Source organism: Pseudomonas sp. Leaf127, assembly GCF_001423155.1.
In the GTDB taxonomy this organism is placed as follows: Bacteria; Pseudomonadota; Gammaproteobacteria; order Pseudomonadales; family Pseudomonadaceae; genus Aquipseudomonas; species Aquipseudomonas ovata.
Genome location: NZ_LMOA01000023.1, coordinates 100,298 through 122,135 on the forward strand (window position 1 = coordinate 100,298; position 21,838 = coordinate 122,135).

Genomic DNA, 21,838 nt, shown 5'->3' on the forward strand with positions numbered 1-21,838 from the left:
CCCTACTGATGAGCATTATTTCGCACCTGATCAACGGCGAGCACGTCGCTGATACCGGCCGCACCATCGACGTCTTCAACCCCTCGACCGGCCAGGCCATTCGTAAACTCAGCCTGGCCAGCCGCGCCACCGTGCAACAGGCCATCGACGCCGCCAAGGCCGCTTTTCCGGTGTGGCGCAACACCCCGCCGGCCAAGCGCGCCCAGGTCATGTTCCGCTTCAAGCAATTGCTGGAGGCCAACGAGGCGCGCATTGCGCAACTGATCAGCGAAGAACACGGCAAGACCCTGGAAGACGCCGCCGGTGAACTCAAGCGCGGCATCGAGAACGTCGAGTTCGCCTGTTCGGCCCCGGAAATTCTCAAGGGCGAGTACAGCCGCAACGTCGGCCCGAACATCGACGCCTGGAGCGACCTGCAACCGATCGGCGTGGTCGCCGGCATCACCCCGTTCAACTTCCCGGCCATGGTGCCTTTGTGGATGTACCCGCTGGCCATCGTCTGCGGCAACTGCTTCATCCTCAAGCCGTCCGAGCGCGACCCCAGCTCTACCCTGCTGATCGCCGAACTGCTGCACGAAGCCGGCCTGCCCAAGGGCGTGCTCAACGTGGTGCACGGTGACAAGGAAGCGGTGGATGCGCTGATCGAGGCGCCAGAGGTCAAGGCCCTGAGCTTTGTCGGCTCCACGCCGATCGCCGAATACATCTACGCCGAAGGCACCAAACGCGGCAAGCGCGTCCAGGCCCTGGGCGGGGCGAAGAACCATGCCGTGCTGATGCCCGATGCCGAACTGGACAATGCCGTCAGCGCGCTGATGGGCGCCGCCTACGGTTCGTGCGGCGAGCGCTGCATGGCCATTTCCGTGGCCGTATGCGTGGGTGACCAGGTGGCCGATGCACTGGTACAGAAGCTGGTTCCGCAGATCAAGGCGCTGAAGATCGGTGCCGGCACCTGCGCCGGCCTGGACATGGGCCCGTTGGTCACGGCGGCGGCCAAGGACAAGGTGGTCGGCTACATCGACGATGGCCTGGCTGCGGGTGCCGAACTGGTGGTCGACGGTCGCGGCCTGAGCGTGGCCGGCAACGAGAATGGCTTCTTTGTCGGCGGCACGCTGTTCGACCGTGTCAGCCCCGAGATGCGCATCTACAAGGAAGAGATCTTCGGCCCGGTGCTGTGCATCGTGCGGGTCAACAGCCTGGAAGACGCCATCGCCCTGATCAACGCCCACGAGTACGGCAACGGCACCTGCATCTTCACCCGTGACGGTGAATCGGCGCGGCTGTTCTGCGACGAGATCGAAGTGGGCATGGTCGGCGTCAACGTGCCGCTGCCAGTGCCGGTCAGCTACCACAGCTTCGGCGGCTGGAAGCGCTCGCTGTTCGGCGACCTGCATGCCTACGGCCCGGACGGCGTGCGCTTCTACACCCGCAAGAAAGCCATCACCCAGCGCTGGCCGACCCGTACCAGCCACGAGGCCTCGCAGTTCGCGTTCCCGAGCCTCTAACCCGGCCCGATGATGGCCCCCCAATCACCGGGGGGCCTACGGAACCGGATCCAGTCCAGGCACTCCAAGCTCCACGCCAATCCCTGGATGGAAAGCCTCGATGCCCAGCCTTGTCGCGCAGTTGAAAGCCTGGCTCGGGCGGGCCTTCAAACAGCCCCGCCCTGCTCGCCATGACGAGCACCCGGTGCTGTCCGAGCCCTGGCATCTCATGCCCCCGGCCTTGCCACCGCTGCACGACACAGACCCACCCCTGATCGCCCGCTACGACGCCTTCATCGCCTCGGCCGCACAGCGCGTGCTGCCTGCGGACCGCGCCCGCTTCATGATCGAGAGCAAGCAACTGGCCCGCGATCTGAGCCGTCATGCGACCCACCTCGGCAATTCAAAAGCCTATGAAAACTCCCCGGACATCTATTGGCTGATGCAGGCGGCGGCGACCGTCTCGATGCTGAGCAGCGGCGCGCGTTCGATCGCGTTCCAGGGCTATTACATGGATGTGAATGCTTATCGCCGTGCCCCGCTGACGGCCGGGCAGGTGCAGGTGTTCGATGACTATCAAGCCCGGATTGCCGCCCATGAGGACATCGAGTTCGACTACGCCCAGCCTCGGCCCGAGGACATCGATGAACTGTTGTACTACTTGCCACGCCTGTACCCGCAGGGCGTTGCCATCAAGACGTCTTTTTTTACTGATAACACTCAATGGCCCCGTTACGTGGAGGTCGTCGAGGCGTTCTACAAGGCGGCCGGCCAGACCTGCTGGACCGACTTGACCTACGACATCCAGCGCTCGGGCGAGCGTATTGTCGACCGGGACTATGTGGCCGCCGCGTCCCTGGACGAGCTCAAGAGCCTGCTGACCTGGTGCGTGCGCGGCGAGCGCTTCAGTGACGGCCATCATGGCTGGGTCATCGAGCAAGGTTACGTCCTGGGCCTGCTCCAGCGTCTGGCGGTGTTGCGGCGCGAAGGCAGCGCGGGTTCATGAGCGTGATTGTGGCACCCCTTGTACGGGCCTTGTGCCCTTCTGTTCCTACACTCTGAAAAGGTCGCACCATGTCCATAGTCGATGAATACCTTGCTGGCCTGATGCCCCTGCTGGCCGCCGAAGACCGCGAGCAGTTGCAGCGGGCACACGGCGCCTCGAAAGCTGACCTGCAAGCGCTGGTGGAACGTTATCCACAGACCCCCGCCAGCCTGCTGGAACTGCTGGGACATATCGACGGCACGCATTTTCGCGAATACCCCGAGGGCGAGGTCTGTGTACTGATGCTGGGCTCGGACGTGTTCGAATACCCCTACTACCTGAGTTCGGTGGAGCAGATCATCCAGGAAGCCCGCGAAGGCAAGGACAGCATCGAAGGGATATACGGCGATTACCTGCAGGAGGACGCCGACCTGTTGGGCGCCGGTATCGACAGCACCCTGGCCATGGACCGGCGCCTGTGCTTTTCGCAGTGCATGAACAACGGCGGCACCTCGCGCCTGTACCTGGACTTCGACCCGGCCCCCGGCGGCACCGTCGGCCAGGTCGTGCGCTACCTGCACGACCCGGACAGCTACAAGGTCATCGCCGCCAGCTTCGACGACTACCTGCGCGACCTGATCGAAAACAACTACGAGTTCATCTACGACGTGGAATAACCCGCCATCCAGCGCGCTTGCCGGAATGCCGCGACCACCGCGACCGGCTGCGCAGCAGTCGTAAATTTTCAGCGTTTCACAAATTTTTGCGAGCGCTGCGCACTCGGTCGCGGTGGTCCGGCATACCGGCAAGCGCGCTCCTACTTGGGGGTGGTCACAGGTCGAGCACCAGGTCCGAGGTCGGGCGGCTGCAGCACAGCAGGCGCAGGCCGCGGTCGATCTCGCGCTGGCGGATACCGCCGTTGTGGTTCATTTCCACCGAGCCCTCCAGCACGGCGGTCTTGCAGGTGCCGCACACGCCCTGGCTGCACGATGACGGCACCACGGCGCCCGCCTTTCTGACTGCCGACAGCACGGTCTGGGTGCGGCTCATGCTGAAGGTCTTGCCGCTGCGCGCCAGCTTTACGGTAAAGGAGTCCTGTTCGGCGGCGGCAGTGGCTGGCAGCTCGATCAGGGTTTCGGTCTCGGCCACGCTGATGTCGAAGCTTTCGTTATGAAAGTGCGTCATGTCGAAGCCAGCGCTTTGCAGCAGGTTCTGTACCGCGTTCATGTAACCCTGCGGGCCGCAGGTGAACACTTCGCGCTCAAGAAAATCCGGTACCTGGGTCTGCAGCAGTTCCAGGTCCAGCCGGCCGATCCGGCCTTGCCAGTCGGGCTCGTCGCCCAGCCCTTCACAGATATTGATCACCCGCACAGTGGCGCGTGACGCGGCCAGCCGCGCCATCTCGTCGCGAAACACAATGTCTTTGGGCGTACGCGCGCTGTGCACGAACACGATGTCCATCTCGGCGCACAAGTCGGTGCTGGCGCGTGTCATCGAGGCCAGCGGTGTGACGCCGGAGCCGGCCGACAGGTACAGCACCCTGGCGGCCGGCTTGGCCACCGGGGTGAAATTGCCCGCCGGGCCCGAGGCCAGCAGCCGGTCGCCGGTGCGCAGGTGGTCATGCAACCAGTTGGACACCGTGCCGCCCGGCACGCGCTTGACGGTAATGGCCACGGTGAACGGCCGGGTCGGCGCCGAGGAAATGGTGTAGCAGCGTGACACCGGCTGGCCAGCGATCAGCGCTGTCACAGTAAGGAACTGCCCCGGCTCGAAGCTCACCGCGTTCAGGTCCGGGCAACGGAAGGTGAAGGTCTTCACGTCGTGGGTTTCGTTATCCACTGCACAGCAATACAGTGATTTCTGCTCACCACTGGGCCACTGGGCACCGAAGGCCAGCCAGTGATCGGCATCGGTGAAGCGCGCCGCGCTGGTGGCCAGCAAGGTCTTTTCAAAGCCATTCATCACTGCACCTCACACGCCGTGGGCTTGCAGACGAGCGTCGTACCAGCTCAGGAACTGGTCGACATAGGACTCGGTAAAGGCCGAATACGGCCCTGGAACGTAGGCCGGATCCTGAGTGCCGCGGTGGGTGATACCGACCAGATCGGCGTCCTGCTGGTTGGTGGCGGCCCAGACCTCGGTGAGGGTCTTGAGGTCGTAGTCGACACCCTCGATGGCCTCGGCATGCACCAGCCACTTGCTGCGCACCAGGGTCCTGTCCGGCGCCAGCGGGATGATGTACGAGATCACCGCATGGTCGCTCATGATGTGGGTCCACGAATTGTGGGTCCACAGGTGCATGTCGCCCAAGTCACGGCGGATCAGTTCGCCGAGCAGTTTCTTGCTGGCCACCTGAGTGGTGAGGGTCTGCGATTCGCCATGCCCGGCGATGGCCAGGCGCTGGCTGCGAAACTGGGTCACGGCGTCTACGCCCAAGTGCTCGACGGCGTCGCAGATGAAACCCTGGCGTTCCCAGTCGGCCTTGGTGGCGGCATTGAGCTTGTAGTACTCGTCCAGCGCCTGCAGCGACTCCTCGCTCAGGCCATCGGTGCAGAAGCCGAAATCCTCCGGCAGGAACGAGGCGGTCAGTTCAGGATGAGTGGCCGCGCAGTGATAGCACTCGCGGTTGTTTTCCATCACCAGCTTCCAGTTGCCGTTCTCGATGATCTCGCTTTCGAAGGCAATCTTCGTGCGCTGCATGTCGTACTGATCGAAACGCGGCTGCATGGTCTGCACCAGCCGCGCGATGTCTTGCGGCGCCTCTGCGCCCAGGCACACGAAGATGTGCGTACCGACCACCTTGACGTGCACCCGGTTCAGGCTCTTGCAGGTGGCGTCGAAGTCCTTGCCCATGTGCGCGGCGTGCTTGAGGCTGCCGTCCAGGTCGTAGGTCCATTGATGATAGGGGCATACCAGCATGCCGATGCTCGACTTGCCGGCCGGCTTCAGCCGCGCGCCCCGGTGGCGGCACACGTTGCGAAAGGCACTGATCTGTTCATCATCGTCGCGCACCAGAATGACCGAGGACTTGCCGATGTCGACGGTCGAGATATCGCCCGGCTCCGGCACATCGGCGGTGACACAGACCAGGATCCAGTGCTTGTTGAAAAACACCTCCATGTCGGTCTCGAATACGGCCTGGCTGCCAAATAACTCGCCATTGAAACCATGGCCCGGCTGCCGGGCTTGCAATAACTTTCGGTGGTGTTGAAGTTCGGCGTTAATCATTTTTATTTTACCCCTCAGGCCCACTCAGGCATGTAACGGATGACCATGCGCCGAGTATCTGGAGAGGCTGTAAACGGGTCAACGCGCTTTATTATCCGCCTCGCATCACTTGTGGTTATGCGTAGTACTTGTTGATTCTTTATGATCAGCGACCGACCTGGGCGGTCGCTTGCAACCACTCGACCAGTACCTGCACCGTGGGGGTGACCGGGTGACCATTGGGCACCACCAGGTAATGCGATTCCTGGGTCTTTACCGCATAGGGTGTCAGGCGTATGAGGTCGCCCGAGGCCAGCAGATGATCGAGCATGCCGCTCCAGCCCAAGGCGATGCCCTGGCCGAACAGCGCCGCCTGGATAGTGTCGGTATACAGGCTGAACCGCAGGTTGTACTTGCGCCGCGCCGTCGGGCCGGCCAGCGCCTTGAACCAGGACTGCCAGGTCATCCAGCCTTCGGAGGTGGGGTCCGAATCGATCAGTTCGGCCTGGAACAGTTCTTCCAGCGACGTGGGCGCCTGGTGAATCGCCAGCCAGGCCGGCGAACACACCGGAAACACCTCCTCGCCGAACAGGTGGATGGCCGCACCGTCATCCCATTTGCCGCTGCCGTAGCGCACCGACAGGTCGATGTCGTGATGGCGCAGCTCCGAGGTGAACATCTGTGTGGTCAGGCGCAATTGCAGGTTTGGCTGCAAGACCCGCAGGCGGCCAAGCCGGGGCAGGATGCGAAAGTGCGAGAACGCCGCCGTGGTGGTCAGCACCAGCTCCTGTCCGGTCGTGCCGGCCGCGATCTTGTCGAAGGCGCCGGCGATCTTCTGCATGGATTCGGCGGTGACGGTAAACAGCACATAGCCTTCGCTGGTCAGCCGGATCGAGCGGTGCAGGCGGTGGAACAGCTTGACCCCCAGCACCTCCTCCAGCAGCTTGATCTGCTTGCTGACCGCCGCCTGGGTCACGCCCAGTTCCCGGGCGGCCAGGGTAAAACTGCTCAGCCGGGCCACGGCCTCGAACTCCAGCAGCGCGGTCATCGACGGAATCAACCGCCGGTAGCCTTTGACCCGATTGAGAACTTCAGCGGCGGGCATGAACACCTCTGGCAGTGGACGTGTTGTTATAAAAATACGACGTCTGACCACGCCGAGTTCACGGCACTTGTTAACGTAACCTGTACAGTATCAACCTTGTGTTTACGACGTCCTGTTTTATCAAGCGCCATGACCGCGCTGTTCTATAAGTGCGTTCATTCATTACAACTTCAATTGCCCTGTTGTTTCGGTGCGGATAATAACGCTGTTTTGGTACGGGCGACGACACGGTCAGTGTGCCTGGGCCACCGCCATCGTGGGCAGAGCCCCCTCCCACCAGAAACGCGCGACGTGTGGGAGGCGGCCTGCCGGCGATAACGGTGGCAGGGACGCAGCAGGGTCGTGGGCAGCCCCCGCCTTCAGGCTTTTACACAAACAAAAATTGCATTCCCGGACTCACCGTCCCAGGCCGTGATTTTTTCATAGTCATGCTCGAACAGCGTGACCTCGAACTGCGGCTGCAACAGCGCCTGCAACTCGGCAAAGCTGACAGCCACCATCGGGTGCTCGTCCTGCCAGGTCTGGCTCACCCCGGCGCAGGTCCTGTCGATCCGCAGCCGCAGCGATTGTCGCTCGCCTTCACCGGGGTAATGCCAGGCCGAACCAAAGGCGAAATCGCTGTCGCCTTGGGTGACCCTGTGACTCACCGCCGAGCGGTTGTCGATGCGGTGCTTGTCCACCGCGTTGAAGCAGAACACACCCTTTTCACCCAGCGCATCGTGCACCCTGGCAATGCAGGCCTTGAGGCGCTCGATGCCGGCATTGTAGTGGATGGAATACAGAAAGCAGGTGACCAGGTCCAGCGGCTCAGCCACGGTAAAGTCGCCCATGTCCTGACACGCGAAACGCGCCTCGGGGCAGCGCTGAGCGGCGATATCGAGCATCGGCTGGTTGATGTCCAGGCCGGCGCTGCGGTAGCCGAAGTCGAGAAAGTGGCGGATATGCGGGCCGGTGCCACAGGCCAGGTCCAGATGATTGCGCCCTCCATTGCCAAACAACTGATCAAGCCTGCGAATGCTGCGGCTTTGCGCCGGGTAGTCGATGTCGGCGCACATCAGGTCGTAGTAGCCGGACAGATCGGTGTAGAGCGCATTGGAGGTCATAGAGCACCGGCCGGATAGGCATGAGGGGCAGTGGGCGCGGCATCATACCTGAACGCCTGCGACTGTCTGCAAAAGCGCTGGGTAAACCGTCGGGTCAGATGATCGGCAAAAACGTTGAACTTCGTTTTGAGGGCCTTTGTCCCTTTTGTGGCATGGCCACTAAAACCTGAAAGGAGTTCACTCATGAAGAATGTATTTCGCGCTGGCACCCTGAGCCTGTTTGTTGCAATGGCTAGCAGCATGGCGTTTGCAGCGGATTCTCCCAAAGCGTTCGTCGATGAAGCATCGGCCAAGGGCATTGCGGAAATCGAAGCCGGCAAGCTGGCGCAGCAGAAAAGCCAGTCGGCCGACATCAAGACATTCGCGCAAATGATGATCACGGATCACACCGCGGCGAATGAAAAACTCAAGGGTATTGCCACTACCAAGAAGCTTGAGGTGAGCTCGGACGCCGAACTGATGGACAAGGCCAAGGCGCTCATTCTTGATATTCGCGATGAATCCTTCGACAAGTCGTACGCCAACAATCAGGTCAAGGCGCACGAGCAGACCATCGAACTGTTCAACGAGCAAATCAAGGATGGCAAGGACGCTGAAATCAAGGCGTTCGCCGAAGCTACCCTGCCCAAGCTTGAAGCGCACCTGAAAGAAGCCAAAGCCCTATCGAAAAAATACGGCGGTGACGAAGCCAAACACAGCGGCGACGCGGTCAAGACCACCGGCGACACCACCAAGCAATAAGCCTCACCCCACAGTGTCATCGCCTCTTCGGGCACTCACTTGAAGGTGATGTGCCCGAAGACGCCAGGAACATGGATTTCCCGGAACGCCCGTCATGAAATTTGCCCAGATCGCCCAAGCCATTTCGAAAAAGACCGGCAGCCCCACGGCTTTCCTGGTCGCCCTGTTGCTGATCATGGTGTGGGCCGCCACCGGTCCCTGGTTTCATTACAACGACACCTGGCAACTGATCATCAATACCTCGACCACCATCATCACCTTCCTGATGGTGTTCATCATCCAGAACACCCAGAACCGCGATAACGACATCCTGCACATCAAGATCGATGAACTGCTCAGGGCCACCAACCAGGCGCACCGGGCGGTGCTGGACCTGGACAGCAAGGACTCCAAGCAGCTCAAGCAACTGCGCCGCCAGTACCGCAAGCTGGCCAGCGGCGAGGAGATCGAGATTCTGGAACAGGAGACTGTCGTCAAGGATGAAGTGACCGCACAAGGCCCGCGCGATAAAACGCAGCCAGCCTCGTAGTCTTACAACCCCTTCTGCCTGAGCCGTGCAGCATGCTCAAGGTAAAGCCCGACCGGGTTCACGTTCCAGCTGGTAATCCCGGCCATCTGGTTGACGGCGTCGAAGTGATCCATCGGATAGTCCGAGCGGATCACCTTGCCCAGGTGCGAGCTGTAGCGCCCCACCAGCCCGTCGTTGGCGTGCCTTTCCCTGACAAAGAATTTCGACAGCACCAGGCTGTTCAAATGACTGGGGTCCAGCGGCTGCAGGCTTTGAAAGTTCTGCACAATCCCGCTCCAGGAATAGTAATGCACGCCGTTGTCTTCACGTTCACGGCCCTCCCCGCCCCACTCTGCCGGCATCCCCTGGGGATACTTGCGATTGAAGTCGGCCATGCCGGCCGTGGTCAATGACCCGAATGCCGCCTGCGGGTCCACCGGTTGCGGGCTGCCGCTGATCAGCGCAATCAAGGTGCCGACCGTGCCCAACAGCGCCAGCACCAGGGCTTCGGGCAATTCACCAGGCGTCAGTGCCCGGTGCAGCAGGTCGGCAATCTCCGAGCCGTGATTGGGGCAGGCAACCGAGGTGACCGATGCGACCTTTTGCGGATACAGAGCGGCGACATAGCGTGCGGCCAGCGGTCCTTGGCTATGGCCGATCAGGTTGACCCTGGCGGCACCTGTTTGCAGCAAGATGCGGTCGATGTGGGCAAGCAGGCTTTCGCCACGCGCTTCATTGCTGTGAACGGACGGAATATTGACGGCAAAGACCGTGGCACCGGCCCGCTCCAGCGCGTTTTCGATATCGAAAAAATAAGGGTAGCCGGCGATCTTGTCGAAGCCGAAAAGGCCGTGGATCAATACGATCGGGTACTGCGTAGAGGCATCCATGTCCATGTTCATTACCTGTGGATAGGGTAAGTTAGCCAGGGACTGCTGAAGTCGTGCAGGCTAACCATAGCCTGGAAAGCCGGGGCGCACGCAGAGACAGACGAACAGCCCAGGGCGACGCGGTCAATGGTGGGTGGGGCCGGTCGGCGCCCCGATCAACTCGCGACGGCTTTGGTACAGGCGCAGAACCACTATCAGCAATGGTCCACCACCATGAGCAACGTTTCAGTCTGCAGAAAAATCCTGATCCTGGCCGTCGGCGTATTTGTCGTCTTGCCGACGCTGCTGGCCGCCTGCTTTGGGACCGTGGTGGCAGGGGGCATGATCTATGAGCTTTTTTTCATCCGCGGCCTTACCCCTGAATACGGGATATTCCTGTATGTAAAGCTGTTGGCCATGACGCTGTTGGGGTGGGCGGGGCTGGTCACCGTGGCGCTACTGCATAACCATTTTTTACGATCGCACGCGCTGCCCGCCTGGCATCGCCGCGCCTGGCAGGGATTGCTGTGCGGGGTCGTGGCCTGCATCGGCCTGGTCGGCTGGTTCGACACCTCGTTGATATCGCGCCTGGTGGTCTTTGGCTGGCCGCTGGTTGCGGTGGTTACGTTTGCAGGGTTTCTGGCCGCGGCTCAGCAACGTGAGGCTGCGGCACCGGTCTAGATGAGCAAGTGACACCGCCTGCATGCATCACGCGTTCCGAGACTTGATCCAGGGAACAGATGTGACTGAATATTCAGGCCGTTACAGTGTTTAATCTACCACCCTGAGGTGGACATGCCCCATCAATGCAGTAATGAATGGAATCATCCATGATGAAAGTAGCCACCCGTCTCGGTATTGCAACAGTGCTGTTGTCGTTTGGTACAGCACAAGCGGCGACCGTCGCAGAGGTGTTCACGGGCGACATGCTGGGCAAGAACCAACGGTACTTCGAATCGATTGCAGGCATTGCCCAAGAGTCGAACGGGGACGAACATACCTTCAAGGTCCAGGGTTGCGATGTCACCGCGACGATCGAGGGTGGCAAAGTCACCAGGCTCAGACTGGAAACAGCACCTGAATGCCAGGCGGACCTCACCCGTTTCGTAGGCAGCTACGCGCCTGCTCCGGGCAAACCCTTGACCCTCGGGGCATTCGAAGCCTCATCGGGCGGAGTCATGGTGTATTCGGCCGACTGCCTCAGTATGTGTGGCAATGCCTTCGACCCTTCTGTGTATGCGCTCTGGGAAGGCCCGCATGCAGTCAACTTTATGCAGGTATTGCTGGAGATCAGACTCACGTCTGACGAAGCCATTGCAGCCGCTGACGCCTGGACGGAGCAGATTTTAAAAGCCAAGGGTGAAGACTTCGTCAACGCCACAAACTTCAATTGCGACCCACAGTTTGCAGAAGGTGCGAAGAAAGCCTTTGCCCATGTTCCTGTGACGGCCGTCACTATCGGGACCGGGCTGGCATCGCCCGGTTGTTGAAAGTGCGTTGCCCTCTCTGCAAAACAGCGTAGATCGCCTTACAGATTGATAGCTCGACATCCGTGTTGTGGAGCTATCAATGTGCTTGATTCCGTGCCCTGCGGCCATCACCGTGCTGTTGCTGTGCCTTCAGGTCAAGGACGTTGCCCTTGGCGGCATGCTCGTCCTTTGTTTCAGCATCGGTTTGGCGATCACCCTGGTCACTGTGGGGGCTGCGGCCGCCATTGGTGCCAGACAGGCCTCCAACCGCTGGCCGTGGCTGGGCACTGTGGCTCGACGTGCGCCTTACCTTTCCAGTGTCTTGATCATCGGCGTGGGTCTGTATGTAGGTTTCCATGGCTGGGTTGGCCTGAATGCCTAGGGTCTGTTGTCGTTTCAGCACGAGCCGCGTTGCTGGGCCAAATCTCGCCAGGCCAGGCGGAGGACGCAGAAAAGGGTCACTCCCTTTTCAAGTCCTCCAACACCGCCTGGCGAGATTGGGCACGCAACCCGTAGGGCCGGGCCTGTTTTGCCGCGAGACTGCGTTACTCGCCACTCATCTGGAATGACCAGACTTCGCGGCTCCTGCCTTGCCTCGCGGCAAAACGGGCGCCGGCGCGGCCGTGATGAAACGGCAACAGACCCTAGAGAGGCATTTGGTGTTGCCTCGTTCGAACGCTTATCGTCTGGCCGAAACAGCAGCCTTGATCTGATCAAGTGGCTCGCCATGCTCTTACTGTCGCGAATGTTCGCTACCTCATTTGACTACCACTGCCACTGATCTGTAAGTCCCGCCCCGGCTGGACCTAAAGGCGGGCTTTCCCAATAGCGTGAAGGCCAGTTCATCGCAGCAGATGCACTGCCAGCCCGACAAGCGCACAGCCTGCCAACACCTGAATGACGCCCCGCTTGAAACGGAACAAGGCAATTGCCGCCGCAATCGCGATCAGCGCCGATGGCCAGTCCAGGTGGCCACTGAAGCCTTGGGGCCACAACACGTGATAACCGAAAAAACACGCCAGGTTGAGGATCACGCCCACCACCGCTGCGGTAATGGCGGTCAGAGGTGCGGTGAACCTGAGTTCGTTATGGGTTGATTCCACCAGGGGACCACCCGCCAGAATGAACAGGAACGACGGCAGGAAGGTAAACCAGGTCACCAGTGCGGCAGCCACGGCGCCCGCCAGAAAAGCCTGGTCGGCACCGAAGACCTGCAACACATAGGCCCCGACAAAACCGACAAAGGCCACGACCATGATCAAAGGACCGGGTGTGGTTTCCCCAAGGGCCAGGCCATCGATCATCTGGGTCGGTGTCAGCCAGCCGTAGTGACCCACAGCGCCCTGATACACGTAGGGGAGCACGGCATAGGCACCGCCAAAAGTCAGCAAGGCGGCCTTGGTGAAGAACCAGCCCATCTGCGTAAGCGTGCCCTCCCAACCAAAAAGCGCTGTCAGGATTCCCATGGGCAGCGCCCACAGCACGGCACCGACAATAGCCAGCAGGGCCAGCCTCACCCCGTTGAAACGAGCGTGCTCGGGGGATGGCGTATCGTCATCGATCAGGGCAGGCCCATAGGACTTTCTCTCGCCACCATGACCGCCCGCCCCGAACTTCTCAGGAGCCAGGCGACCACCCAGGTAGCCCATCAGGGCGGCACCCAGCACGATCAGCGGGAACGGGACATTGAATGCAAAAATCGCCGTGAATGAAGCCGCCGCGATTGCCCATAACACATTGTTCTTCAAGGCCCTTGAGCCAATCCGATGAGCCGCCTGCACGACGATGGCCGTGACCGCAGGCTTGATCCCATAGAACAGCCCGGCCACAACCGGCACTTCGCCAAAGGCGATGTACATCCACGACAACGCAATCAGGATAAACAGCGAGGGCAACACAAACAGCACACCGGCAATGACACCGCCCCAGGTGCGATGCATCAGCCAGCCGATGTAGGTCGCCAATTGCTGAGCCTCGGGACCTGGCAGCAGCATGCAGTAGTTGAGGGCATGCAGAAAGCGCCGCTCGGAGAGCCAGCGCCGGCGCTCGACCAGCTCCTGGTGCATGATCGAGATCTGCCCTGCCGGCCCGCCAAAACTGATAAAACCCAGCTTCAGCCAGAACCAGAACGCTGCACGCAGCGTGACCGGCTCAGGCTTGGGCACATGTTCTTGCGGGTCCGGGATGTGGCTCATCGGGTGGTTCCTCTTTTACAAACCCGGTGAGCCGATCGCCGAGGATGACCGGCCAGGGTTTATTGCACAGGTGGAAGGGGGGTTTATCGCAGATCGAGACCAGAGGGTGCCGGTGTCATCGATCGGTGCTCGTGAACACGTAATTAACGCTGTCGCACGCAGGGCTAAGGTTTCAAGGCTTTCAGAGCGCTCAAGGAAACACACACAAAACTGTCCCAGTTTAAGACTGTTCTGAGTATTTTTCAGTGTAACTTCTGAGTAAGTGACCTATTTATGCCTTGCCCCTGCGTCATTTGAGTATCAGAAAAGTAACCGTAGTATGCGGCGACATTCAGAGTGTGGATGCATGGAAAAAACACAGTTGCTATTGAGTCAGGCAGGCATAGACAACAACGCGGTCGAAAACCAGATTCGTCCGTGGGCACTTGGACGTTCCAACTGGTTGTTTGCCGGGTCGCTTCGCAGTGGCAAGCGGGCGGCGGCGATCATGAGCTTGATCCAATCGGCGCGCATGAATGGGCACGATCCATATGCCTATCTTAAAGATGTGCTGGCGCGGTTGCCGACGCAGCGAGCGAGTGAGATTGAGCAACTGCTGCCGTATCAGTGGGTATCTGCCTAAGTCGTGCAAGGTGACGTCGGCGGACGCTTACCAGGATCGGGTTGGAGGGTACAGCGGTTCTTACACCCATCCACTTGATCTGGAAATTGCCTCTTTGCTAATCAGTGTCTGCGCTCGCACATATTGTCCTGGCGTAACACCCATTATCCGACGGAACATGGCAATGAAAGCACTAATATTTTCGTAGCCAAGCTCAATCGCCGTTGTCGTCACTGACATCCCCTCGACCAATAGTTGAATAGCACGCAACGTGCGTGCACGTTGTCGCCACTCAGAAAAACCAAAACCGGTTTCAGCGACCAGACGCCGGGCAAGTGTTCGCGGTGCCATACCTGACCAAACAGCCCAATCTTCAAGTGATCTATTGTCATCAAGCTGAGCAAGTATCGCATCGGTGATACGCCTCAAGCGCGGGTCATTGGGGTGCGTCAGACCGATGGGTTCAGCGGGTGAGGTAGCAATTTCATCCAAGATGACTGCTGCAACCCGCGACTCCATTTCGTTGCGGGGTGGTTGTCCCCACGACGCAGCGCGGCTTACCGCTTCGCGCAGCAAACTGCTGACCCTAAATGTGCATGGCATTTGATGCAGGATCCCGCACTCTTGCTCCGCGATATAGACCATCGCTCCTGCAAAAGCGCCATGTGACATCATCGCGTGTGCGACACGGGGAGGTATCCAAATGGCATGGGTAGCCGGCACTACCCATGAGCCGCCGTCAGTGCTGACGGAAAGCAGGCCGGCAAGGCTTGCGATTAGTTGGCCTGTCGTATGAGTGTGGGGCGCCGTTTCGCGGATCGCCCGGTCGCGTTGCTCTATCGCCACCAGTGGCATAAGCGCGCGGTTCATGGCTGGTTTACGTTATCCAATGTCATATCCGAGGTAGCCGTATCCTGAATGCCTAATGCAGAATAAGACCGGTCAGAGGAAGACTCAATGTTTAAAAATTGCAAATGTTGCTTCTCTTGGATTGGCCTGATTATGCGTATCTCTACCCATTTATTTTCTGTATTTTGACCGTAACAGCTGGAGGCGCAAGCTCACCTTCCTAGTTGGCCCGTGAACCTTTAAAGGATCATTTGATGAATTCTAACCACATGGTGCATGCCGTCGATCATATTGGCTTCGCCGTCAGCTCATTGGAAGAAGCCATTCGCTTCTGGACAATTGGACTTGGGTTCACCCTTGAGCGTCAGTCGGAAATGGGCGGATCATTCATTTTGCAAGTCACCGGCACCGCCGATCCGAGCGTGCGAACGGCGATAGTCAAAGGCCCGGATGGCAGCCGAGTAGAGTTGCTGGAATATTCGCAGGGTGACCGCCACGGTATCACGCCACCTACGGCATCAGCGATTGGTTCAGCGCATTTGGCATTGAGAGTGCAAGACATATACGCCGTACTCGAACGCATTGAGCAAGCAGGCTGGAAAGCAAGAGGCAAGCCTCAAGCGATTCCCGCAGGCCCACGCAAGGGCACTCTAGTTGTATATGTGACCGGGCCAGATCACATCACTCTGGAACTGATGCAGGCTAATGAGTAGCTTCCTGCCGAAGGCTGTCAGTAAGCGTACGGGGAATACGCCTTGTATAGATCAGCCAGGCATCCACTGATGCGGCAGTAGAGGCTCGATCTCACTCGCTTTCTGCGTCGGCAATCGCGTCAGTACCTCCTTGAGATACGCGTACGGATCATGCCCGTTCATGCGTGCCGACTGGATCAAACTCATGATCGCTGCCGCTCGTTTGCCACTGCGCAGAGACCCGGCGAACAATCAATTGGAGCGTCCAAGCGCCCATGGCCTGATCGTGTTCTCCACCGGGTTGTTGTCGATGGGTACGGCACCATCATCCAGGTAGCGCGTCAGCGCTACCCAGCGTTTCAAGCTGCAATCCAGAGCCTTGGCCGTGGCCGACACCTCGGGCACGAGGTCGCGCTGAGCCAGCATCCACTCATGTAACTTCTGTGCAAGGGGCGCTGCTATTTCTTGGCGTAATCGCCATCGTTCTTCATCGCTCATGTCTTTGGCCTGCCGTTCGACTTCGTACAGCCCGCCGATTGAGTGCAGCGCTTGTTCGGCCAACTGTTTAGGCATCGGTTGCAGCGGTACAAACGCGGGAAGTGGCGCGACGGGTTTATCACGGTAAATCGGCAGCCACTTGCGAATCACACTGGCATTGATGCCGTGGCTGATGGCGACGCTGGAAACTGAGGCACCGGGTTTCAGGCATTCCTGCACGACCTGGGCCTTGAAGGGTTTGAGGTAGGAGCTTCGTTGGCGCATGGAAATCCTGGCGATAAGGGTGATCGCGTCCGCTTAAAAACAGACGGACACCATCGCTCTTAATTCCGGATTTCTGAAGGTGTGCTCGCTGGCCGCTTACAGGATAGCGGCCATTGCACTCGCTTGTCCGTTCGATTATTCGTGATGTCTGAAGCGGGATGCATCTGGGGCTGTTACACAATAGGAAAAAGGCAGCACGCCAGGCGTCGCAGATGACATCCAGGCTTGAGCAGTGTGGACTTCAATGCGCCGAAGCCAGACAGGCTTCGGCGACCGTTTTAAAGTAAGCGTCCGGGCAGGTATCAACGGCTTTCCCGTGCCAGCACCCTGTTTATGAAATCGGCGGCAGCAACGAGCGCCTCACGCCCCTCAGAGAGAACCGGTGAATACGCCTGCCAGACGTGAAACATTCCCGGCCATACCTCCAGCCTGGTTTCCACGCCCGCCGATCCGGCATTTCTCGCCAGGCGTACCGCGTCGTCCAGGAGGATTTCAGACTCCCCCACTTGAATCATCAACGGCGGCAAACCTTCCAGGTCAGCGTCCAGGATGAAAGAAGCAGCCTCAACATGTTCTCCCAGATAGGCGTTAGCACAGGCTTGCAGCTTCGAAGGTGTGAGGAAGCAGTCCACACCTGCTTTGCTATGGATGCTCTCTGCGGTGAGGGTAAGATCCACCCAGGGAGAAAACAGCACGACACAACCTGGCATTTCCAGTCCCATGGCCCGGGCCTGAATCAGAGCGGCCATAATGAGGTGCCCTCCCGCCGAGTCTCCCGCCAACACAATATCGCTCGCCTTTTCACTGCTGGCGAGCAACGCCGCGTAGACCGTCAGGACGTCTTGTTGTGCAGCCGGATAAGGATGTTCAGGTGTTAGTCGATAATCGACCACATAAGCCGTAGCGGACGTACCAGAAGCCAGCGTGCCGGCGACCCCCTCAAAACCTTCAGCGCTGCCCACCATAAATCCACCGCCGTGGACATAGAGCAACGAGCGCCGGGATGCCAGGTAGGTTAACGTTCGTACGAGCACGCCACCGAGTGTCGAAACTGCAGAGTTGCAACCAGGCGGCGGCAAAAAACGCTTGCACAATTGATCGAATCCGATCCGGGCCTGCTGCAACGACCCGGGAGGATTTTCTCTACGAGAAAGAAGCTCGCCACGAATAGCGTTCAGTTCGAAACGACTCATCATTGCCTCCAAGGCATGGCGTGAATCCAGTGCACGTCAGAGATCGAGCACCAGTCTTGCTGACTTGGCACGGGAAACACACTGCAGAATGACCGTATTGGATGCACGCTCTTCATCGCTGAGGACATAGTCCCGGTGATCAACCTCACCGGCCAATACTTGACATTCACAGGTACGGCAAAGCCCCTCCCGGCAGGAATAAGGCACGCTTAACCCCGCCCCTTCGAGCGCATCGAGGAGGCTGCTATCGGCAGGTACGGTAAGTTCCATACCGCTGCGAGCAAGCTCCACCACGAAGCTACTGTCCTGTGGCTTTTCAGTAGCATTCGACTGCGGCGCGCTGAACAACTCGAAGTGCACATGTCCGGCAGGCAGGTACGCCTGTGCGACATTCCGTACTGCGTCCATGAGCGGCGCTGGCCCACAGCAATAAAGGTGGTCCGTAGGGCCTGCCTGACGGATGAACGTCTGCAGGTCGGGGCGACCGGCGTTTTCTTCATCCGAGTGAAACACTAGTTTTCCGCCACGAGGCAAGTGTTCGATATAGGCGGCTCGGGATCGCGAACGCACGCAGTAAAGAAGTTGCCACGGTTTGTCATTCGCGTCGCACCAGCGAATCATGCTGAGAATCGGCGTAATGCCGATCCCCCCAGCAATGAACAAGTAAGCACTTGCGTCTCGCTCCAATGGGAAGTTATTTCGAACCGCGCCGATTTCCAGCACGTTACCCACTCGCAGTTGGGTATGAATAAACGCCGAACCACCACGGGAGGGTTCAGACAAGCCGACCCCGATCGAGTAGCTTGCGTCCACGGGGTCGTATCGGTGAATGGAATACTGCCTGATCAACCCATTTGACAGGCGTACATCAATGTGCGATCCGGCCTCGGCCGCAGGCAGCGGTTGACCGTCTTCGGCCAGCAAGTGGATATCCAGGATGGCGTCCGCAGCCCGCACAATCGCCTTCACTCGAACGCGGTTCCAATCGCTCATTTTCAGGCCTCCTGGATCTTGACGGGATTGCTCGCCGCCTGCTCGGCCTTATAAGCCTTCGCCACAAGCCATCTGAAGTATGAAAGGGCCGCATCCGCTCCGATCGGGATCATTTTGAAATCAGACGTCAGCTTCAACATGCGGTCTTGCGCATGAATCATGTCGCTGTCTTCTTCGAACGCGGTGATGACTTGGTCGTGAATCGCCTGCGTCACCGCTGGATCGTCGATAGCGAAGTTGTGAGGCTGCGAAAAGAAATAATGCGTGGATTCGTCCGTCTCTGGCGTGAGCGCCTGAGTGCTACGGAACTCTGCCGCATTGACTCGATTTCCCTCCTTGGCATTGTGCCCACTGGGCTGCATGCCCGAATCCATCAGGAAGATGCTGGGCAACAGGAAATCGTAGATATTCCACCGATCAACCGGTCCCGGATAATTCTTAATCTTCTGCACGAAAGGCGCCGGTTTGATGCCTTCGCCCCAACGCGTCACCCGAACACCGTTTTCCAACTTTTCGACCTGAGGTATACAGGCCGCATAAGCCTCATCACCACCCAGCGTGTTTGGATGAACGTAGGGCAAATGGGCGAGGTCGAGCAGGTTGTCAGCGATCAGAAGATAGTGGGTGGTGTAATAGGTATACCCCTCCAGACTTCTCCACTGCGGGTCATCCAGCCAATGGGTATCGGGAATCTGCGACGGGTCCGCCAGGCTGGCATCACCCACCCAGATCCAGATCCACTTATGTTTCTCCACGACGGGGAATGTGCGTACCTTCGCTTGCGGCGGAATGCGTTCTTGTCCGGGTATTTCTACACATTGCCCGGCTGTATCAAACAGCAGGCCATGATACATACAGCGAAGCTGATCGCCCTCCAGGCGCCCTTTAGACAGCGGAGCCCCGCGGTGGCAGCAACGGTCCTCAAAGGCGACCACCGCTCCAGTGCTGTCACGCCACAGCACTACAGGCACATTAAGAATCGTTCTTGCGAGAAGCTCGTCGACCGGAACCTCACTCGACCAGGCGGCTACATACCAGGCATTACGAAGAAGCATGACGTTATCCTCATTTCTTGTTTTTGTTTTTTCTCACTTGCTGACGCCATGCTAGAGGCAGATCATGTATGCGCCTAGATCATAGAGCTAATACAGATCATGCATACCCTTCATGGCAAGAAATTCGATTTGAACCTGCTACTTGCGTTCGATGCGCTTCTGCGAGAGCGCAACGTATCGCGGGCGGCGGAGCATCTTGGCTTGACGCAAAGCGCCATGAGCCATGCACTACGACGTCTACGGGAGTTCTATGAAGACCCCCTCTTCGTCCGTATTGGCGATTCGATGAAGCCGACGCCTTTCGCCGAGAAGATGGGGGATTCAGTTCTGGAGATCGTATCCGCCATACAGCACAAGCTGTTGGCGCAGGCCAGTTTCGACCCGATGACATCCACCAGGGTCTTCAGCCTTTGCATGACGGATATGGGTGAGTTGGTCTTTTTGCCCCGGCTGATTGAGAAACTTCAGGACGTGGCCCCCCATTGCCGAATACGGACGTCGCAGTTACCCACCGAGCATATTGCGAATTCACTGGAGAGGGGTGATACAGATCTGGCTATTGGGTCCCATTACATTCAGGACCCTAACCTTTTTCAACAAGCGCTGTTCATGCACTCTTTTTGCACCATTGTCAGTTGCACCTACCCTGGCGACGAAGTAAACCTTGAACAGTTCCTGGGCATGAAGCATGTTTCTGTCGTCCTGTCAGACCGTAGTACCCGCTACGACCAGTTCATCGATGAGTTGGGACATCGCCGAGAGATTTACCTTACAACCCCACACTTCATCACGGTGCCGATGATACTAGAGAAAAACCCGACTTTAATTGCTACCGTCCCCAGTGAACTGGGGAAAACTTTTCTACGCTACCATGCGGTCAAGGTGATAAAAACCCCGATCCTGTCTCCCAGCTTGCACCTGCGGCAGTATTGGCACCCACGCTATCACCACGACCCTGGGAATAGATGGCTGCGCCAGTTGGTCAAGCTTCTTTTCGATAGGTATATGAGCTGAAAGGCCGGATGTTGGCCACAAGGAAGTTCATCCCGTTACTGTTCGTTTTCAATCGCCGGGCAAAGGCCGGGTTGCGAAGAAAGAAAATCTATAAAGGTGCGAACTTTTGCGGATCTATTTCTTCGAGAAACTTGTTTCTGCGTACTCTTCCGGAGCGGAAACATATACGCTTAAGAAACGAACCCAACGTTTCATCAGGGTAGCTTTTTATTTTCACTGTTAACAGTCACTGAGGTCCGCCCTCTTGGAGAGGGCGGACAGACTATATTCCTAGTGGACGGACTCTATTAATTTTCATCACACTGGTGATCTTAGACAATTAAAACTGTCGCAGCTAACCCCAAAATCCGAGGGATTCAGCTTCATTTGGAGAAAATGGAAAACTGTCGCAATCTCTTCAAAAGCCGATTTGCGCACATGCTCTAGACAATTAAAACTGTCGCACCAGAAACGACGCGGCTTTCAAGGACAATGGGAAGCATGGGGGGCCAGTAAGCTGCCTAGTCCTGCGGTCGTCAACTGGAAGCGAAGCGAGCAGCATGCCCAACCATTAACTGCGTAATTGCATGGACTTGACCACTCATTTTCATTGTCACTGACCAGTCAATTGCATTCGTGCTGATCAACCGTTTGCATTCGACTTGACCAGCACACAGCGTAGTGACAAGCGTCGGAGATCGGCCGGAAGCAGGTGGCACTGTGACCGCTATAGGACTTGCCACAACCAATAACGGCCGAAAGGCCGATTACTAGCTCCCTGCGGTATCGATGAGCGCACGTTTATGATCGAAATTGCGCATCTGGTAGGACATGTTTGCATGCAGCCGTGCCGACTCGTCAATGCTGAGCAAATCAATTCGACCATTGGGCAGATACCGCACCTTCAGCAAGCTCTCTGGAGAGCGAAGGCCTTCTGCAAAATGCATCAACCCCAAGCGCATCTGCTCGACAGAATAGTTCATGCGCTCTTCGAATTCAGCCCGCGTCAAGGGTGTTTGCATAGAAGTGAACATAGG

General features: G+C 58.5%; 20 protein-coding genes and 4 pseudogenes. 11 read left to right on the plus strand and 13 right to left on the minus strand.

Annotation, left to right across the window (positions count from 1 at the left end):
* Nucleotides 1–8: 8 nt before the first annotated feature.
* From ASF84_RS21575 to ASF84_RS21585, 3 genes are all read left to right on the plus strand, one after another.
* On the plus strand, nucleotides 9–1,502 hold the full coding sequence (locus ASF84_RS21575; RefSeq protein ID WP_056840918.1) for a CoA-acylating methylmalonate-semialdehyde dehydrogenase: 1,494 nt from the start codon (nucleotides 9–11) through the stop codon (nucleotides 1,500–1,502).
* 100 nt (nucleotides 1,503–1,602) lie between these two features.
* Nucleotides 1,603–2,487, plus strand: coding sequence for a DUF6508 domain-containing protein (locus ASF84_RS21580; RefSeq protein WP_056840919.1), 885 nt, complete (start codon nucleotides 1,603–1,605; stop codon nucleotides 2,485–2,487).
* Between the two features lie 68 nt (nucleotides 2,488–2,555).
* The gene (locus tag ASF84_RS21585) at nucleotides 2,556–3,143 is read left to right on the plus strand and encodes an SMI1/KNR4 family protein (RefSeq protein WP_056840920.1); all 588 of its coding nucleotides are present in this window, start codon (nucleotides 2,556–2,558) and stop codon (nucleotides 3,141–3,143) included.
* A 154-nt stretch (nucleotides 3,144–3,297) separates the two neighbouring features.
* Here the strand turns inward: ASF84_RS21585 and ASF84_RS21590 are convergent, their stop codons facing one another.
* From ASF84_RS21590 to ASF84_RS21605, 4 genes are all read right to left on the minus strand, one after another.
* A complete protein-coding gene (locus ASF84_RS21590; RefSeq protein ID WP_056840921.1) occupies nucleotides 3,298–4,428 on the minus strand; it encodes a hybrid-cluster NAD(P)-dependent oxidoreductase in 1,131 nt (376 codons plus the stop codon).
* Nucleotides 4,429–4,437: 9 nt separating this feature from the next.
* On the minus strand, nucleotides 4,438–5,694 hold the full coding sequence (locus ASF84_RS21595; protein ID WP_056840922.1) for an aromatic ring-hydroxylating oxygenase subunit alpha: 1,257 nt from the start codon (nucleotides 5,692–5,694) through the stop codon (nucleotides 4,438–4,440).
* Nucleotides 5,695–5,839: 145 nt separating this feature from the next.
* Nucleotides 5,840–6,778 carry a LysR substrate-binding domain-containing protein gene (locus tag ASF84_RS21600; protein ID WP_056840923.1) on the minus strand — a complete coding sequence of 313 codons (939 nt, stop codon included), beginning with the start codon at nucleotides 6,776–6,778 and terminating at the stop codon, nucleotides 5,840–5,842.
* Between the two features lie 359 nt (nucleotides 6,779–7,137).
* Nucleotides 7,138–7,881: a class I SAM-dependent DNA methyltransferase gene (locus ASF84_RS21605; protein ID WP_056840924.1), complete on the minus strand. Its 744-nt coding sequence runs from the start codon at nucleotides 7,879–7,881 to the stop codon at nucleotides 7,138–7,140.
* Nucleotides 7,882–8,064: 183 nt separating this feature from the next.
* Between ASF84_RS21605 and ASF84_RS21610 the strand changes: the two genes are divergently transcribed.
* Nucleotides 8,065–8,622 (plus strand): DUF4142 domain-containing protein, encoded by a 558-nt coding sequence (locus tag ASF84_RS21610; protein WP_056840925.1) that lies wholly within the window; start codon nucleotides 8,065–8,067, stop codon nucleotides 8,620–8,622.
* 94 nt (nucleotides 8,623–8,716) lie between these two features.
* Entirely contained in the window at nucleotides 8,717–9,151 is a 435-nt protein-coding gene (locus ASF84_RS21615) for a low affinity iron permease family protein (protein WP_056840926.1), read from the plus strand.
* A gap of 2 nt (nucleotides 9,152–9,153) precedes the next feature.
* On the opposite strand, the gene ASF84_RS21620 is transcribed toward ASF84_RS21615, so the two are convergent.
* Nucleotides 9,154–10,026: an esterase/lipase family protein gene (locus tag ASF84_RS21620; protein ID WP_056840927.1), complete on the minus strand. Its 873-nt coding sequence runs from the start codon at nucleotides 10,024–10,026 to the stop codon at nucleotides 9,154–9,156.
* 207 nt (nucleotides 10,027–10,233) lie between these two features.
* On the opposite strand from ASF84_RS21620, the gene ASF84_RS21625 reads away from it, so the two are divergent.
* The 3 genes and pseudogenes from ASF84_RS21625 to ASF84_RS21635 form a co-directional block, all read left to right on the plus strand.
* Nucleotides 10,234–10,680: a hypothetical protein gene (locus ASF84_RS21625; RefSeq protein ID WP_056840928.1), complete on the plus strand. Its 447-nt coding sequence runs from the start codon at nucleotides 10,234–10,236 to the stop codon at nucleotides 10,678–10,680.
* Between the two features lie 149 nt (nucleotides 10,681–10,829).
* Nucleotides 10,830–11,489, plus strand: a complete 660-nt coding sequence (locus tag ASF84_RS21630) for a hypothetical protein (protein WP_056840929.1) — start codon at nucleotides 10,830–10,832, stop codon at nucleotides 11,487–11,489.
* Nucleotides 11,490–11,574: 85 nt separating this feature from the next.
* A pseudogene (locus ASF84_RS21635) lies at nucleotides 11,575–11,850 on the plus strand (HoxN/HupN/NixA family nickel/cobalt transporter); the annotation flags it as partial.
* 460 nt (nucleotides 11,851–12,310) lie between these two features.
* Here ASF84_RS21635 and chrA read toward each other — a convergent pair.
* The gene (gene chrA, locus ASF84_RS21640) at nucleotides 12,311–13,663 is read right to left on the minus strand and encodes a chromate efflux transporter (RefSeq protein ID WP_056840930.1); all 1,353 of its coding nucleotides are present in this window, start codon (nucleotides 13,661–13,663) and stop codon (nucleotides 12,311–12,313) included.
* A gap of 382 nt (nucleotides 13,664–14,045) precedes the next feature.
* Here chrA and ASF84_RS21645 point away from each other — a divergent pair.
* Nucleotides 14,046–14,285 (plus strand): annotated as a pseudogene (locus tag ASF84_RS21645) (transposase domain-containing protein); the annotation flags it as partial.
* Nucleotides 14,286–14,345: 60 nt separating this feature from the next.
* Here ASF84_RS21645 and ASF84_RS28675 read toward each other — a convergent pair.
* A complete protein-coding gene (locus ASF84_RS28675) occupies nucleotides 14,346–15,134 on the minus strand; it encodes an AraC family transcriptional regulator (RefSeq protein ID WP_236709462.1) in 789 nt (262 codons plus the stop codon).
* A gap of 233 nt (nucleotides 15,135–15,367) precedes the next feature.
* Here ASF84_RS28675 and ASF84_RS21650 point away from each other — a divergent pair, with 233 nt between their 5' ends.
* Nucleotides 15,368–15,826, plus strand: a complete 459-nt coding sequence (locus ASF84_RS21650; RefSeq protein WP_056840931.1) for a VOC family protein — start codon at nucleotides 15,368–15,370, stop codon at nucleotides 15,824–15,826.
* A 51-nt stretch (nucleotides 15,827–15,877) separates the two neighbouring features.
* Here ASF84_RS21650 and ASF84_RS21655 read toward each other — a convergent pair.
* The 5 genes and pseudogenes from ASF84_RS21655 to ASF84_RS21670 all read right to left on the minus strand — a co-directional run.
* Nucleotides 15,878–16,369 (minus strand): annotated as a pseudogene (locus ASF84_RS21655) (IS66 family transposase); the annotation flags it as partial.
* Nucleotides 16,370–16,375: 6 nt separating this feature from the next.
* Nucleotides 16,376–16,567: pseudogene (locus ASF84_RS29805) on the minus strand (transposase); the annotation flags it as partial.
* Nucleotides 16,568–16,869: 302 nt separating this feature from the next.
* Entirely contained in the window at nucleotides 16,870–17,760 is an 891-nt protein-coding gene (locus ASF84_RS21660; RefSeq protein WP_162241274.1) for an alpha/beta hydrolase, read from the minus strand.
* A gap of 36 nt (nucleotides 17,761–17,796) precedes the next feature.
* Nucleotides 17,797–18,753 carry a PDR/VanB family oxidoreductase gene (locus tag ASF84_RS21665; protein ID WP_056840934.1) on the minus strand — a complete coding sequence of 319 codons (957 nt, stop codon included), beginning with the start codon at nucleotides 18,751–18,753 and terminating at the stop codon, nucleotides 17,797–17,799.
* A gap of 2 nt (nucleotides 18,754–18,755) precedes the next feature.
* Nucleotides 18,756–19,808 carry an aromatic ring-hydroxylating dioxygenase subunit alpha gene (locus tag ASF84_RS21670; RefSeq protein WP_056840935.1) on the minus strand — a complete coding sequence of 351 codons (1,053 nt, stop codon included), beginning with the start codon at nucleotides 19,806–19,808 and terminating at the stop codon, nucleotides 18,756–18,758.
* 99 nt (nucleotides 19,809–19,907) lie between these two features.
* On the opposite strand from ASF84_RS21670, the gene ASF84_RS21675 reads away from it, so the two are divergent.
* Nucleotides 19,908–20,822, plus strand: coding sequence for a LysR family transcriptional regulator (locus ASF84_RS21675; protein WP_056840936.1), 915 nt, complete (start codon nucleotides 19,908–19,910; stop codon nucleotides 20,820–20,822).
* Nucleotides 20,823–21,571: 749 nt separating this feature from the next.
* On the opposite strand, the gene avs1c is transcribed toward ASF84_RS21675, so the two are convergent.
* Nucleotides 21,572–21,835 (minus strand): AVAST type 1 anti-phage system protein Avs1c, encoded by a 264-nt coding sequence (gene avs1c / locus ASF84_RS21680; protein WP_056840937.1) that lies wholly within the window; start codon nucleotides 21,833–21,835, stop codon nucleotides 21,572–21,574.
* Nucleotides 21,836–21,838: the final 3 nt, after the last annotated feature.